At 40.4% G+C, this 15,179-nt stretch carries 14 protein-coding genes; 12 read left to right on the forward strand and 2 right to left on the reverse strand.

Annotation, left to right across the window (positions count from 1 at the left end; genetic code table 11):
* Positions 1 to 17: 17 nt before the first annotated feature.
* The 12 genes from AC1M9C_RS02525 to AC1M9C_RS02580 all read left to right on the forward strand — a co-directional run bounded on the left by AC1M9C_RS02525 (position 18) and on the right by AC1M9C_RS02580 (position 14,048).
* Positions 18 to 779 carry a hypothetical protein gene (locus AC1M9C_RS02525; protein ID WP_481953168.1) on the forward strand — a complete coding sequence of 254 codons (762 nt, stop codon included), beginning with the start codon at positions 18 to 20 and terminating at the stop codon, positions 777 to 779.
* Between the two features lie 6 nt (positions 780 to 785).
* Entirely contained in the window at positions 786 to 1,106 is a 321-nt protein-coding gene (locus AC1M9C_RS02530; RefSeq protein WP_481953169.1) for a hypothetical protein, read from the forward strand.
* Between the two features lie 26 nt (positions 1,107 to 1,132).
* Positions 1,133 to 1,369 (forward strand): hypothetical protein, encoded by a 237-nt coding sequence (locus AC1M9C_RS02535; protein WP_481953187.1) that lies wholly within the window; start codon positions 1,133 to 1,135, stop codon positions 1,367 to 1,369.
* Positions 1,370 to 1,441: 72 nt separating this feature from the next.
* Positions 1,442 to 2,209, forward strand: a complete 768-nt coding sequence (locus tag AC1M9C_RS02540; protein ID WP_481953170.1) for a hypothetical protein — start codon at positions 1,442 to 1,444, stop codon at positions 2,207 to 2,209.
* A gap of 110 nt (positions 2,210 to 2,319) precedes the next feature.
* The gene (locus AC1M9C_RS02545) at positions 2,320 to 6,015 is read left to right on the forward strand and encodes a lytic transglycosylase domain-containing protein (RefSeq protein ID WP_481953171.1); all 3,696 of its coding nucleotides are present in this window, start codon (positions 2,320 to 2,322) and stop codon (positions 6,013 to 6,015) included.
* A gap of 10 nt (positions 6,016 to 6,025) precedes the next feature.
* The gene (locus AC1M9C_RS02550; protein ID WP_481953172.1) at positions 6,026 to 6,667 is read left to right on the forward strand and encodes a DUF2460 domain-containing protein; all 642 of its coding nucleotides are present in this window, start codon (positions 6,026 to 6,028) and stop codon (positions 6,665 to 6,667) included.
* Complete coding sequence (locus AC1M9C_RS02555; protein ID WP_481953173.1) at positions 6,664 to 7,521, forward strand: DUF2163 domain-containing protein; 858 nt, start codon at positions 6,664 to 6,666, stop codon at positions 7,519 to 7,521. Before AC1M9C_RS02550 ends, AC1M9C_RS02555 begins: the two co-directional genes overlap by 4 nt.
* 58 nt (positions 7,522 to 7,579) lie before the next feature.
* Positions 7,580 to 10,006: an SGNH/GDSL hydrolase family protein gene (locus AC1M9C_RS02560; RefSeq protein WP_481953174.1), complete on the forward strand. Its 2,427-nt coding sequence runs from the start codon at positions 7,580 to 7,582 to the stop codon at positions 10,004 to 10,006.
* Between the two features lie 5 nt (positions 10,007 to 10,011).
* Positions 10,012 to 10,434: an NlpC/P60 family protein gene (locus tag AC1M9C_RS02565; protein ID WP_481953175.1), complete on the forward strand. Its 423-nt coding sequence runs from the start codon at positions 10,012 to 10,014 to the stop codon at positions 10,432 to 10,434.
* Positions 10,434 to 12,920 carry a phage tail protein gene (locus tag AC1M9C_RS02570; RefSeq protein ID WP_481953176.1) on the forward strand — a complete coding sequence of 829 codons (2,487 nt, stop codon included), beginning with the start codon at positions 10,434 to 10,436 and terminating at the stop codon, positions 12,918 to 12,920. The genes AC1M9C_RS02565 and AC1M9C_RS02570 overlap by 1 nt, the downstream gene beginning before the upstream one ends.
* A gap of 52 nt (positions 12,921 to 12,972) precedes the next feature.
* Positions 12,973 to 13,287: a hypothetical protein gene (locus AC1M9C_RS02575; RefSeq protein WP_481592616.1), complete on the forward strand. Its 315-nt coding sequence runs from the start codon at positions 12,973 to 12,975 to the stop codon at positions 13,285 to 13,287.
* Positions 13,284 to 14,048, forward strand: coding sequence for an N-acetylmuramoyl-L-alanine amidase (locus AC1M9C_RS02580; RefSeq protein WP_481953177.1), 765 nt, complete (start codon positions 13,284 to 13,286; stop codon positions 14,046 to 14,048). The genes AC1M9C_RS02575 and AC1M9C_RS02580 overlap by 4 nt, the downstream gene beginning before the upstream one ends.
* Before the next feature lie 451 nt (positions 14,049 to 14,499).
* On the opposite strand, the gene AC1M9C_RS02585 is transcribed toward AC1M9C_RS02580, so the two are convergent.
* A complete protein-coding gene (locus tag AC1M9C_RS02585; RefSeq protein WP_481590017.1) occupies positions 14,500 to 14,724 on the reverse strand; it encodes a hypothetical protein in 225 nt (74 codons plus the stop codon).
* 65 nt (positions 14,725 to 14,789) lie between these two features.
* Entirely contained in the window at positions 14,790 to 14,975 is a 186-nt protein-coding gene (locus tag AC1M9C_RS02590; RefSeq protein WP_481953178.1) for a hypothetical protein, read from the reverse strand.
* Positions 14,976 to 15,179: the final 204 nt, after the last annotated feature.

The following is a 15,179-nucleotide window of genomic DNA, read 5'->3' on the forward strand; positions in this document are numbered from 1 at the left end:
ATTTTTAAGAGGTCGATATGGCTCAATATTTATTTGGTGCCGGTAAAATCTTTGCCACACCATTACAGGATGTGCACGGTAATCCAATCACCAACGGCACACCAGTTGAAGTGGGCGTACTGCAGTCAACGTCAGTTGATATCAGCTATGACTTGAAAGAACTCTATGGCCGTGGTCAGTTCGCCGTGGATGCCGCACGCGGTAAAGGTTCGATTAAGTGTAAAGCAACCATGGGTCGCATCAACGGCGCATTACTGAATTCCATTTTCTTTGGTGGCGTGGTCACTGAAGGTGGTATTACTGCAGTCGCTCAAACCATCAATGGTGAAGTCGTTGCAGCGTCAGTTACGCCAGTGGTCCCGAATAGCGGTACATTCTTGAAAGATTTAGGCGTGACTGATGCCAAAGCTATTCCATTAAAGCGTGTGGCGAGTGCACCGGTTGCAGGTCAATACAGTGTGGATGAATCGACAGGTGTTTATACCTTTGCATCTGCCGATGTGGGTAAAACCGTATTTATCAGCTTCAAATACACTGCGACGGTGGCAGGCGCCAAGTCGGGCATCGTAAGCAACTTGGATATGGGCTACACCCCTGAATTCAGTGTTGATTTGTTCCGCGACTACAAAGGTAAGTTCTTTGGAATGGAATTCTTCCGCTGTGTTAGCAACAAATTGGCGTTCAGCTCAAAACAGGATGATTACGATCTACCTGAATTTGAATTCCAGCCAATGGCTGACGACTTAAACCGCGTCTTCAAATGGACTACTTCGGAGTAACATCACATGCAATTTAACCAGGTCGATCACCCACGTGGTAACCCCATTAAAATTAATGGCCAAATTTGGATTTTTGCGCCGTTGTCATTGGGTGCTGCTGAACAATTGATGCCTAAGCTAAAAAGCTTCGATCCAAGCGATTTCGCTTTAGTGGCAGATGTTGCTTTTAAATCCTTAAAGCGCAATTACCCTGACATTACACGTGAATACGTGGCTGATGAACTGCTAGATATTGGTCACGTCAATGACGTATTTGAAACGGTCATGGGTGCATCAGGTCTGGTTTATACAGGTGATGAACCTCAAGAAGGTGAATCGGGGGAATAGACTGGGAGGAGCTGTACACGCATTTGGTGCTAACTCTAGGCAAGGATTACGACTATGTGCGTAATGAATTGGATTTTCCAAGAGTCAAAGCATTGAATGCGTATCAAAAGCAGTGTCCTCCCAGCCATGTTGGCATTCAGCGTCTGTGTCGGATTCTTGAGGCATTTATGGGGATTGAAGACAGTACTGGTTCAGAAGATACTCAAAGCGATGATGAATATGATTTGTTTGCGGATCTGCAGAACTTTCCTCAGGGTGGCTAAGGCTGCCCTGATTGATTTAAAGATTTGAGTTGGTTAAAGTTTGTGTGACTTTATAACAACTTGGATATAACCATGAAAAAAGTACTTGGATTTGGGTTTTTAGCATTAGCTTTAAGTGCTTGCGGTGGTGGCGGGGGTAATTCATCTTCTTCTAATAATGAGGGAGATAAAACACCTGTAGCTAATGCTGAAATCACTGGTGTTTACACTGGCAAGACCAATCAAGCGCAAAATGTTATTGGGTTGGTAGATAAAAATAATAAATTCTGGTTTCTATACACACCACCTTATTCTAACGGAATTACTGGCTTCATGACTGGTGACTTAACTGTTTCTGGTAACACAGTAAAAGCGATTAAAGGGAAAGACTTTTATTTTGGTGGTAGTGCAGTTTACGACACATCTATTAATGGTACTTTTGAAACTAAAAAGAGCCTAAATGGAACGATCACTTATACGCCGTCAAATCAGGTTACATTTGACACTTTATATGATGCTGATTTAAATAATTCGGTATCCAATCTCACGACAATTGCAGGATCTTATATAGGTCAATCAGCGATAGTTGAAGGTATTGAAGAGGCAACCTTAACAATTTCAAATACGGGAGTGATTTCAGGTAAGGGACAAAGTGGCTGCACTTTCTCGGGGAAAATAGCAGTTGAAGAAAATGCACCTTACTACAATGTTGATTTAGCTTTTGGTTATTCACCTTGTCTCTTAGCAGGACAGTCTGTAAAGGGTGTGGTTTATTATGATTCATCAATTAAATCACTTTATGCAGTGGCAGAAAATAGCAATAGACAGAACGCAGTACTGTACTTAGGAACAAAACAGTAACTCCCATAGTTTTGAAACTTACTTAAAGAAGCACCTTAGAGTGCTTTTTAATACCTGAAAATTTTCATACCGCCTCACGGCGGTTTTTTTGTGCCTGTGAGATAGGAATTATGAGCAACAATCGAGTGGAAGTGCACGTTGGTGCGAAGACTTCTGAACTTAAAAAAGGCATGAATGAAGCCGAAAGTATTGTTAAAGATACGGCGCAGGAAATTGAAGTCACAGGCAAAAAAGTTGACTTCAAAATTGACGTGTCAGGTGTTCAAAAGACTTTCGATAATCTTTCAAGCAATATCTCAACTCAAATGCTGGGCTTAGGTAAAAAAATTGCCGCTGGTATTGGTTCAGTGTTGGCAGTAGATGGATTGGTGAATTTCACTCGAAATTCGATTAATACTGCATCTGAAGTCCAAAAGATGTCCCAAGTTGTTGGTGAGTCAATTGAAGACTTTCAATATTTTGCTGCTGGTGCTAGAACGGCTGGTCTGTCTTTAGAACAGTTCGGCATGATGGGTAAGGATGCGCTAGATCGCCTCGGTGAAGCACGCCGTGGTGAAGGCGAAATGATGGATTTTTTCGAGAAGGTTGCACCTAAAATCGGTGTGACCATTGATATGTTCAAGGATTTAAGTGGTCCAGAAGTTATCCAGGCATATTACAACGGTTTGGAAAAAGCCAATTTATCGCACGCTGAAGTCATCACCTACATGGAACAGATTGTGAATGATGGCAGTCTATTGATTCCACTACTTAAAGACGGCGGTGCAGGTTTTAAAAAATGGGGTGAGGAAGCCAAGAATGCTGGTGCAATCATGTCAAAGGACATGGTGAACAATCTTGGTAAAGCAAAAGAAAACCTTTACACATTAGAACTTCAGTTCCAAGGTTTCCAGGCAATGCTGATCAATTCAGTAACGCCTGCAGTGACTGCTATTGCGCAGAACTTTGACAATATTAAAGCTGTGGCCATCGCTTTAGGTGCAGCTATTTCAGCCAAATTAGTTGTTCAATGCGCCGTATTGGCTAAAGAGTTTGTGATCGGCGTGGCCCAGGGTATGGCATACCAGATGCAATTGTCTGCGCTTCAAGGACAGGCAATGCGTACCGCGACGGCGATGGGTGTCTTACGTAGTGCTTCAGCATTGCTCGGTGGGCCTGCTGGCTTAGGTATGTTGGCATTTCAAGGTCTAGCGGCAGGTGCTGCATTCCTTTACATGAAACGAAGCAGTGATGAAGCAGTACCTGCTTTAAGTACACAAGGCAAAACAATTGCTCAACTTCGTGAGGAATATGAAAAGCTTGATAAGGCTCAACAGCGTGTATTGACTCGACAAGCTACAGCAGATTTATCCAAAGCTGAACAAGGATTCCGTAAACAGGAAATTGCATTACTAGGCTTGGTGCGTGCGCTTATTAGTCACTCTGATGCTTCTGAGGCTGATAAGAAGACGGCGAAAGACTTATATGACCAATATTTGCAAGGCAAACTAAATGCGGATCAGTTGGCTACTGGTATCAACAATCTTCGAACTGTTGAGGCTAAGCATAAAACAGGCATTGATGAGAAAGCAGCTGCCGTTAATAAAGAGCGTAAAGCAGTCATTGATGCTCAGGGTGTTCTAAAGACTTATAACCATGTTGTGACACAAGGTACTAAGGATAATAAGGAACACACAAATTCCATCAACGATAAAGCAATTGCATTAGCCAATTTGACTGCAAAGCAGATGGAGTATGTTCGTGAATCTAACAAACAGTCTGAACGAGAACGCTATATTCAACACAACATGAACGTTGGTGGTGTGTCGCGTGAGCGTGCTGAGCACATGGCAGATGCTCGTGATAAGGCAGGTATGGGATACACCGCTAAAGACGGTGCAATGCCTGAAGCTGTTAAACAGGCTGAAGAAGCGGACTGGAAGCGTAAACAAGCAGCTGAAGCGCGTGAGGAGGCTGAAAAGAAAGCTGAGGAGACTCAAAAACGTCAAACTAAGGAGCTTGAAAAACAGCAACAGATCTTGCAGGTCAATGCACGTGTAAAAGCGAATGCTGAAAAGTTTAACTATTCAGGCTTTGAAGCCAAGTATGGCTTGCCGAGTGGCATGCTATCAGCTCTTAACATGCAAGAGACTAAGGGTCGAAATGTTGAAGGCGTTCAGACTAAATACGGCACGGCGAAAGGCAACTTTCAAATGCTGGATATGACCGCCACGCGCTTTGGCGTATCTGATCCATTCGACACAAAACAAGCTGCTGAAGGCGCAGCCAAATACATGCGTTTCTTGCTAGATAAGTATGGTGATATCAACAAGGCTATTTCTGCTTATCATGCAGGTGAAGGGAATGTTGATCGTGGTACCGGTATTGGTCCAATTAATCGCCAGTACGTGAAAAACGTCAAGGGTTACATGGCTGGCGTTAACGGTGTAGAAGCAGGGACTGAATCTTCAGATTTTGATAAATCACTTCAAGAGCAAATCCGCAAAGCTGAAGAAGCTGAAAAGGAAATGCTAGCACTGCAGTATAAATATGCAGATGAAAGCAAGCAGGTTGCTTTAGATCTTAAGAAAGAACTTAGTAATATTGATTCTTCTATATTGTCAGCTGAAGATAAGAAAGCTTTTTCAATCAAAGCTGAGCAGGAAGCCGCTGACAAAATCAAAGCTATTCGAATTGAGCAGCTTGAAAAACTCAAGGCACTTCATGAGGAAGAGCTTCAAGGCAAAATGATTTTGTCTCAGCAAATATTCGAGCTAGAAATGGCACGTTTGGATGCTGATCTTGATGCTGGAAGAATCAATAATGTTGAAAAGGTACGTCTTGCAAAACAACTTGAAGAACAGTTGTATGCCATCAAGCGTATTGGATTGCAGGAGCGCCTAGATCTTGAACAAGAGCTAAGTCAACTCACTGGGAATAGTTCTGGGGTAAGTGGCGTAACCAATGAAATCAGTGCATTAGATCATCAAAGATCGGTATCTGATATCCAAGCACCAGGCATGATTTCAGATGCTCAAATGAAAGACTTTGAAGATAAGTTTGGGGATCTGACGTCACGCATGTCTGGTCTATGGGATAAAGGCATTCAGTCCATGATGAATGGCACGCTGACTTGGAAAAATGCCATGAATGCCATTTTTACAGAACTGGCAGGGGCATTTATTCAAAGCATGATTAGTGAACCACTGAAAAAATACGCTGCAAGTTTAGCAACTCGTATGGTGATTAAATTAGGGTTTATCAAATCAGAGACGGCGGCTGAAGTAGCTGGGCAAGCTGCTCAGACTGGTGCTGTGGTAGCTGGTGAAGGCATGAAAACCGCTGCAACTTCAACAGGTGTAATTGCTCGTTTAGGTTTAAAGCTCATGGAAGTCTTAAAGTCAATCATGATGTCAGCTTGGGAGGCTATGGCTGGTGCTTGGGCTGCGCTTTCGTCTATTCCAATCGTAGGTCCTGCATTGGGTGTGGCGGCTGGTATTGCTGCATTCGCGGGTGTATCAGCAATTGTTGGAAAAGTGGCATCTGCTCGGGGTGGTTACGATATTCCTGCTGGTGTAAACCCTATGACACAACTTCACGAAGAAGAAATGGTTTTACCTAAGCAGCACGCGAATACGATTCGTGCCTTAGGTAAGTCACTTAGTGCAGATGGAGGCTTTGGCACACATCAAACTCCAAGTCAGCAAGTGAGTAACCATTTCTCAATTCAAGCCTTTGACTCACGTGACGTAAAGCGTTTCTTTGAAAAGCATGGTCGTGAATTGGCGAGTGGATTAAAGGGCCATCGCCGTAATTTCGGTACCTAAGGAGGTTTTTGTGTCTGATGTATTATTTCCTGAATTACCTGGTCTTGAATGGGAGTTGTCAAAAACTCCCATTTTTAATACCAAAATAATGACGTCTGTGAACGGTCGGGAGCTTCGCGCAAGTTACCAAGCCATTCCTAAGTATGAAATCTCAATGTCATTTGCATTTTTACGCGAAAAGAATGGTAGGAGTGAATTACAGCAACTTGAAAGTTTTTTTTTAGAGCGCCGTGGCGCTTTCGATTCATTTCTTTTCAAAATGCCTGATGATTATGAGTTTAATTGCACTTTTACTGGTGATGGTGAAACCACTTTTTTTCAATTGCATAAGAAAATGGCCAGCCTAGAAATACCGGTAAGTCATACGGCTGAGTTTGTATCTGAAGACCCTCTTATGTGGAGTGATGATCTTGATCAACCAATGTGGACTGATCTTGAGGCAAAAATGTGGGTAACACAGTATGAAATTACAAAGAACGGTTTGTTGAATTTACCGATACCCCTTGCTGAAGGTGATACGTTGCAAGTTGATGGCATTTTTTATTATCGGTGTCGATTTGCTGATGATGAGCAACAGTTTACGAACTTTATGCATAAACTTTGGAACGCAAAAAGAGTTGATCTGGTGGGATCTTTAGGAAATAAAGTATGAGAGCTGCTTCTCCAAAATTAATTGCGTTGCTTGATGCTGATCAGTTTGTAATGGCAGATCTCTATACGATTACAACTGTGCAGGGTGATGTATTCAGATATACGAATTATGACTTTGATTTGACTGTTGCAGGTCAAGCATATAGTTCGAAAGGTCCGATCATCAGCCGGGAAGGAATTAGTCTGTCACTCGGTATTGAAGTTGATAATTTATCGATCAGCATTAATTGTATTGATGATAATGAATGGAACGGCATTAATGTTGTTCAAGCGTTTCATAATGGCCAATTAGATGGTGCTCGATTTAAGTTGGAGCGCATATTTATGGATAAGAGTATGCCAACGGACACCAGTGCCGGCACCATTAAGTTGTTCGAAGGTCGAATCATTGAGCCTGACTTAGATCGTAATTCAATTCATGCCAGTGTTGCATCAGATCTGGATGAATTGAATGTGCAAATGCCGCGAAATCTATATCAGCCAAGTTGTTCAAACACTTTGTTTGATGGCGCATGTGGCTTGCTGCGCGAAAACTTCATGGTTGAAACAACAATTGAGTCAGGCAGTACTGCAGCACGAATTTTATGCCAAGTGAATCAACCACAGGGATGGTTCACACAAGGCGTGATCGAGTTTCTGGACGGTGGAAATGCTGGTCTAAAACGGACGGTTCGCATGCATGAATCAGGTGCTTTATTATTGACTTTGCCATTGTTAGATGCCCCGCAGGCAGGGCAACGAATCAAAGTTTATCCAGGATGTGATAAACGCTTAGAGACTTGCCAAAATCGATTCAATAATTTTAGCCGTTTCCGTGGTGCGCCATTTATTCCTGTGCCAGAAACCGCAGTTTAATCAAATTTGTATTAATCCATACCCAGCCTTTGAGCTGGGTTTTTTATGGGGTAGGAAAATGCCTTTACCAAATATTCTTGAATTTATCGGTACTAATATTACTCAGCGTAAATTCCAGCAAGCTATGGGTAAGCTGCTTAATTTTACTGATGAACTTGATAAACGTCAGTCTGCGACAGCGAATGGTTATTACAAGTCTTATGCAACACTCGCAGAAGCTAACGCTGATATTGAAAATATTCCACTAGGTGTATCCGTAAAAGTTTTGAGCGTTGAGGGTGGTGGTGAATATTATAAGGCAACATCTGGTGTAACTAGCCTTACAAAGAGTTTATATGATCCATTAAAAATGGCTAATGATCATACCGACATAAAATTCAATGAACTAAAAGAGACAGGCTTTCAAGAGCTATTATTTGATAAAACAAAGCCTAGATTCAAACCATTATCTAAGAACGTTCTTAACCCTAAAGACGTGGCAAGGGATTTTTCTATAACTTCTGATGGTTCAATTTCTGCTAAAAGAAATGCAATTCTTAGCGGCTATGTTGATGTACAAAATCAGCAGAATTTAACTGTCAGTGGTTTTTTAGGTGATGGTGTCGGCGGTTTTCGCGCTATTCGCTTTCTAAAAGATGATATGAGTGTAATTACTGTGAGCAGTATTGCATCAAATTTAACATCAAAAACATTCCCTATTCCTAATGGTTCAAAGTACGCGCAGATGACTTTGAAAGAAGCAAACAACACTGATATCAATATTGAGTCAATACAATTTGAATTTTCAAGCGTTGCTACAGCTTTTACTGCTTATGTACAGGGTGAATTAATTGAAATATACGGTACAAAATTGGGAAGAACACAAGTTGAAGACTTAATTAAACCTAAATTTGAACCTGCAAATAAAAACATATTTGACCCAGATAATGTGTTAATTGGGAAAAACTTAAACAGCACTGGTGCTATTGTTGATCGCGGACTTTCAATAACAACTGGATTAATTGATGTTTCAAAAGGATCAAGTATTGCTATAAGTGGATTAATATCATCAGCGTATACGAAATATTGCAGATTTTTAGATAAAAACTTGTCTGTAATGTCAGTTGTGGCAATTGATAAAACACTCTTACAAACTGTGCTTACTGTCCCTTTTAATGCTAAATATTTCCAGATCACATTAAAAGATACGACTGATACTTTTGTATTAAATACTAAAGATATACAAATTGAATTCGGTAACTCAGTAACAACTTGGGTTGCTTATGCTAGAGGCAAAGCAGTAGAGATTTACGGTGCTAAAATTTTAGATGAGAATGAAGTTGTACTAAATAAAGATGCAGAAAAAACCGTAAATACAATACTAAACGCAAAGTTTGAACCAGGTTCTAAGAATATATTTGATCCGACGAATGTTGTGCTTGATAAAGTAGTAACAGCAGAAGGCAAATTGAACGATTCAGTCGGCGCTATTTCTAGTGGTTTTATTGAAGTTCCGCCAAGTGGTAATTTAACAGTAAGCGGTTTCTTAGGAAATGGGGTTGGTGGATATAAAGCAATTCGTTTCTTAAATCAGAATGGTAATATTACTGATATTGCTAGTATTTCACCAAGTTTAACTTATAAAACATTCCCAATACCTGCTGGTTCTAAATATGCTCAAATGACTCTGAAATTAGCGAATGTTAATTCCAGTGATCCCTCACAAATTCAATTTGAAATTTCAGATCAACCGACCGATTTCACACCATATATAAGTGGAAAATTGAAACAAATTTACGGTACTGATTTAGCAGGGGAAGGTACAAAGTCAAAAGCTCATGGTGCAAGTTATCTTTTTTTCGGTGATTCTATTACTGAAACATCTGATGTCGATAACGAAGTTTTTGATAGTACTTCAAGACGAGTAAATTGGCCTGTTTTTGCAAAAGATATGCTGAAAATGTCAGTGTTTCGTAACTATGCGAAAAGTGGTGCAGCTTTTAGAAATAGAACAGGTGTTACACATTATCAATATCTAAAGAATCAAGTTGATAAAGCCATATTAAACAATGAAGCGCCAAATGTGATCGTTGTCGCGTGTGGAACAAATGACGGCTTAACAAATCTCGGATCTTATGAAGCAGCTATGTCAAAAGCTACACTTGAGGATCTTGATCAGACTATTTGCTTAGAAGCTGCGCGCTGGATTTTTTGGACGTTGCGTAATACTTGGCCAGATGCTGTTTGTTTCTATGCGAATCCGCTACAACGTGCATCCAGTACGGTTGAATCTTTAGAGCCTTTACTTGATGGGCTTGGAAAAATGGCGAAGCGGTATGGTTTTATTCTGATTGATCAAAACAAAGAGAGTGGAATAATCCGTGAATTGGAAGTTCAGGGTGGTGCTGGAAAATACCTATATGACGGATTACACCCAAATTCGGCTGGTAGCGAACGTCAAGCGAATCTTATTGTGAGTAAAATCATAAGCTATATGAGTTATTAATTAAGATGAAAAACCTCGAAGCCGTTGCCGAAGCCCTAACTTGGCTCGGCACCCCCTATCATCATCAGGGCCGAGTCAAAGGCGTGGGTGTGGATTGTGGAACACTGATCTGTGAAGTCTATGAAAAAGTGGGCTTGATGGATCACTTAGATCCGCGTCCATATCCACCAGATTGGCACATGCATCAGCTTGGCCAACGATATTTAGAGCATGTTTTATCCGTGTGCGATGAAGTCGATGAGCCACAGCCTGGTGACATTGTTTTATACCACTTTGGCAAGTGCATCAGTCATGGTGCAATTGTCGTCCAATGGCCAACGATTATTCACTCCTATTTACATCAGGGAGTAATACTCCAAGATGGCACAAAAGGAAGTCTAGCTCGCAGAATTGCGGGCTTTTTTCGTATGAAGAGGCTAAAAGAATAATGGGCGGAATATTTGGGACTACAACAGTCAGCACATCTGATAAGCGCATCAATTCGATGCGCATTCAGCAATCTGCGTATGGTCTGACTCAGCCATTGGTCTATGGCAAAAACCGTGTAGCAGCCAACATGTTTTGGTATGGCGACTTTAAAGCCACACCGCATACCACAGTGACAAAATCAGGTGGTAAAGGTGGTAAAACCAAGACTAAAAACACAACATATACTTATTCAGCCTCTTTGATGTTGGGTCTATGTGAAAACAAAATCAAAGACATTGGCATCATCTGGCGTGATAAAGAACAGATCGTCACTAAAACTGAAGGCGGTGTGCAACTCAAGCCAATTGATCAGATCGGATTTGAATTGTTCGATGGGGATCAAAATGCTGTTTGGGGCTATTTAGCATCAAAGCATCCAGATGAGGCGGTGCATTATCCGTTCCTTGGATATGTCGCATGTGCTAATTATGATCTGGGTGGTAGTGCAGCATTATCGAATCATAATTTTGAAGTGATTAGCGATATTACTTTTTCAGAAACAATCCATGATGCCAATCCAGCTGATGTGATTGTAGATTTCATCACAAATCCACGATATGGTGCGGCACCAAGTTTGAATATGGCAGATTTATCTGAATTTCGAACCTATTGTGCAGCCACTAATTTGTTGATCAGTCCTGCTTTGACTGAACAGCGTGAAGCATTTGAAATCATCAATGAAATTGTTGAAGCGGTGAATTGTGCAGTGGTACCAAGTCCCGATGGCTTGAAAATCCGTTCATACGGTGACAGTGCAGTGACAGGAAATGGCGTGACATTTACGCCAAATCTTGAACCGGTATATCACTTAACAGATGATGATTTCTTAGGTGAAGATCAGCCAGTACGTGTGCGTCGAAGTCGCGATACCGATGCATACAACCATTGCCAAATTGAGTACGTGAATCGCTTCAACCAGTACAACACAGAAACCGTTGAAGCTAAGGACCAAGCCAACATTGAAATGTTTGGGCTGCGTACACAAGATCCAGTCAAGTTCGACTTTTTCTGTGAGCCAAAAATTGCCCGTCATGCGGTGCAATTGCTATTACAGCGACGACTCTATGTTCGAAATGAATATGAGTTCGAATTGGGTTGGAAGTACTGCCGACTTGAACCAATGGACATTGTGACCATCACAGACGAATCTTTAGGTTTAAATCAGTTTCCAGTACGAATCACACGAGTTGAAGAAGATGAGGCGGGGGTACTTTCGATTACCGCTGAAGAGTTAGCAGTCGGATCTCGTTCAGCAGTTGAATATGACCTGCAATCCTCGAATGGGTATCAAGGTGGCAATGAAGAACCAGGTAATGTCAATGCACCGGCAATTTTTGAGCCTCCATTAGAATTAACCGATGGAAAAAATCAAATTTGGGTGGCTGCATCTGGTGGTATTAATTGGGGTGGCTGTAACGTCTGGGCAAGTATAGACAATACGACTTATGAAATGATCGGCACTATCTATGGCTCTGCTCGTTACGGTACCTTAGTTTCAGCCATTGATGCGGATGACACATCGATGCAAGTACAGTTGAATACATCATCTCAAATCTTTGGTGGTACGCTTGAAGATGCTGAAGTTGATGCAACCTTGTGTAAAGTCGGTGATGAATATATCAACTATGTTGATGCAACCTTGGATGGATCAGGGCGCTATACATTAAGTGGCATGCTTCGTGGTCGTTTTGATGATGTAAGCTCACACAGTTCAGGTGAATCATTTGTTCGTATTGACCGAGCCATTTTTGAATATGACTTCAACTCAAATATGATCGGTAAACAGATTTATTTAAAGTTCACAAGCTTCAATGGTCTTGAGCAAAAAGAAGAAACCTTAGATGAAGTAACGGCATACAGTTACACCATTAATGGTGGTCGTCCTGCAGGTGTGAAAGGCTTGTCACTGCAGTCAGCATTCGTTGGTACTAGCTTCAAAGTGCAATGGCAATCAGCCGCAGGCGCATCTGGTTACGTTGTGCAAATTTGGTCAAATGGCGTATTGCTAAGAACAATTGAAACGACGAATACCGATTATTCATACAGTATGGATGAAGCGAAAATCGATGGTATTCAACGTGCTTATACAGTACGTGTCGCAAGTAAAAACGGTTCGATTGTCAGTACCTTTGCTGAATTAAATATCAGTAATCCAGTGCCACCACAATTGTTGAACGTGTACACATCGGCAACTGCAGATTCGATCACAGTGACTTGGATTCCAAGTGAAGTGCCTGATTTGAAAGATTACCAAGTGTGGATCAGCACTAATGCGAACTTTGATCCCGAAACTACAGCTGCACGTTGGACGGGTAGCGAAAATGCTTGCACGATTACTGGCTTGCAATCAACGACAACATATTATGTTCGTGTTGCTGCACGGGACGTATGGAAGCCGACCTCGTGGAAATATTCAACACGAATCACACAAGCCACTGCGGATTAATCACAAACCACCTTCGGGTGGTTTTTTTATTGTCGATTTTAAGGGGGCGTTAGTGAATGAACCTAGTGCATCAATTTGGAAAAAATTAAATGAAGTAACAGACAAACTCCAAAAAGTGTCTGAACAACTTATTGAATCAAATGCCATTAACAAAGGGTATCACCAAGCACTTGATCAGCATCGTATCAAGATTGAGGCGCTTGAGCGTGAAAACAATCGTGCTCAAGGTGCGATAGGTTTACTTAAATGGGCATCAACAATTCTACTCGGCATATCTATAACTAGTGCTTCGTGGACCATTAATACAATCAATCAACTCAAACAAGATGTGGCTATTATGAAAAGCCTCAGAGAGGATAGAAAATGAAATTAATTGAAAATTGGAAACAGGCTTGGAAACTCAAGTCAGTACAAGTAGGTGCATTTAGCGCCTTTTTTTATGCCTTAATTTTATTCTGTGATCAGTTTGTACAGGTGTGGAATGTTATTCCACCAGAGCTTAAAAACTACATTCCCGAACAATGGAAAGAATTTGTCGGGTGTTTTGTTGGTGTAGCTATGATTCTTGCTCGCTTGAAGGCTCAACCTGAACTGCATAGCATTAATCAGTTTGTAACTGTAACAGCAGGGCATTCAAATTCTGATCCTGGTGCGGTAAATGGCAATCTTAAAGAAGCCGATTTTGTTGTAACCATTCGAAATGCTTTAGCTTATTACCTAAAGCAGGCGGGCTTACAGGTGAAAACTGATGGTATCGGCACTCAGAACGATCCATTGTCTTCAGCACTCAAATTGATCAAAGGCTCTAAAATTGCTCTAGAGATTCACATGAATGCAGCAGCAAACAAAACTGCTGTTGGTATTGAAACAATCTCATTACCTAAAGATAAGAAATTGGCTCAAGAGATCTCTAAAGCCGTTCAGAAAATCACAGGTTCACGACTTCGTGGAGATAGTGGCTGGATTGATCAATCTAAATCGGCTCGAGGCAAATTGGCTTTCGTACAAAATGGAGGTTTAATCCTTGAAGTTGGTTTTATCTCTCATGATGCTGAAGCAAAGCTAATTCAAGATCAAGCATGGTTGATTGCCAGGGAAATCTCAAAAGTAATTATTGCTAATCAGTAAAGGGATAGCCCTCTAAATGAGGGCTAATTTATTTAAATATAATAAAATTTTTAAAGTACAGTTTTCTGCCTGATTCACTATCTATTAATTTATATACATATAAATCATAATTATTCCTATGCTTTAAATCATATACATTTTGTTTGTAATCACCATCGAGCATTAATTTTCTGAAATATAAATTACGTTTTAAATCGAATGCACTTAGAATTTTTTTCATTTGCGACCTCTATCTCTATATACCTTGTGTAGATGACTTTCCAGAACCCAAATATCACCATCGATGACAACTTTATTGCCATCGTAAAGAGATAAATTCTGGCCATAAAAATCCGTAATGTTATTTAGTTTCCCTTGATAATTATAGTTTGCCCAAGCACATCTACGATCACTGTGGTTTGACTCTTTGTGAAAAACGAGGATTACTTGAGGGTATTTAATCATCATGAGTTTAATTCTCGGCACTAATATAATCTGGTATTTCAACAAAGTAAGCTTGATTAGTAGCAATGCTTACCCATTGCAACGTCCCGATTTTATTAATGAGTTTAATATTATTGTTATCGTATAAGCTGATTAATACATTATTATCATCAAAAAACCCAACATATTGAATAGCTGGATTTCTGTGAAAGTTTTCATACATTTTATGGACTTTAACTTTAACAATATTCATTATTTATCCTAATCACCTAAAAGGAGTTAAACCTTTTAAATGATTTAAGAATTCTGAGTTATAAGTTATTTTTTAACTTCAACCTCAGTATGCTCTTTCGGAGCATCTTTAGTTTGTCTGTTCTCAGCATTTAATTGCTGTTCCTTATTTTTTTCTTGCTGAGCTTTTTGCGTATTATCGTCTGCAGGATTTGATTGTTGCTGGTTCTGTTGCTGGGTTTTAGAGTCACTTGACTTTGTGAAATTTGACATAATGATTGTCCTTGAATTGTCAATAGTATTATCGACAAACTCAGCATGTGCCTTATATTTATTAATAGATACCCTGAATATGTATCAAGATTTATAGTTTTAGAAATATTTATTATGAGTGCCTGATATTAATAGATTATTAATATAATATTTAAATTAATATAATTGTAATTTATAAAAACTCTTACTCATGCATTGTCATAA

It is taken from the genome of Acinetobacter sp. 24-47-39, from assembly GCF_056783825.1.

Excerpts from the sequence above, each read along its gene's own strand:
- AC1M9C_RS02585 (WP_481590017.1), bottom strand. The coding sequence starts at position 14,724 with ATGAATATTGTTAAAGTTAAAGTCCATAAAATGTATGAAAACTTTCAC.
- AC1M9C_RS02560 (WP_481953174.1), top strand. The coding sequence starts at position 7,580 with ATGCCTTTACCAAATATTCTTGAATTTATCGGTACTAATATTACTCAG.
- AC1M9C_RS02530 (WP_481953169.1), top strand. The coding sequence starts at position 786 with ATGCAATTTAACCAGGTCGATCACCCACGTGGTAACCCCATTAAAATT.
- AC1M9C_RS02565 (WP_481953175.1), top strand. The coding sequence starts at position 10,012 with ATGAAAAACCTCGAAGCCGTTGCCGAAGCCCTAACTTGGCTCGGCACC.
- AC1M9C_RS02555 (WP_481953173.1), top strand. The coding sequence starts at position 6,664 with ATGAGAGCTGCTTCTCCAAAATTAATTGCGTTGCTTGATGCTGATCAG.
- AC1M9C_RS02525 (WP_481953168.1), top strand. The coding sequence starts at position 18 with ATGGCTCAATATTTATTTGGTGCCGGTAAAATCTTTGCCACACCATTA.
- AC1M9C_RS02545 (WP_481953171.1), top strand. The coding sequence starts at position 2,320 with ATGAGCAACAATCGAGTGGAAGTGCACGTTGGTGCGAAGACTTCTGAA.
- AC1M9C_RS02590 (WP_481953178.1), bottom strand. The coding sequence starts at position 14,975 with ATGTCAAATTTCACAAAGTCAAGTGACTCTAAAACCCAGCAACAGAAC.
- AC1M9C_RS02580 (WP_481953177.1), top strand. The coding sequence starts at position 13,284 with ATGAAATTAATTGAAAATTGGAAACAGGCTTGGAAACTCAAGTCAGTA.
- AC1M9C_RS02570 (WP_481953176.1), top strand. The coding sequence starts at position 10,434 with ATGGGCGGAATATTTGGGACTACAACAGTCAGCACATCTGATAAGCGC.
- AC1M9C_RS02540 (WP_481953170.1), top strand. The coding sequence starts at position 1,442 with ATGAAAAAAGTACTTGGATTTGGGTTTTTAGCATTAGCTTTAAGTGCT.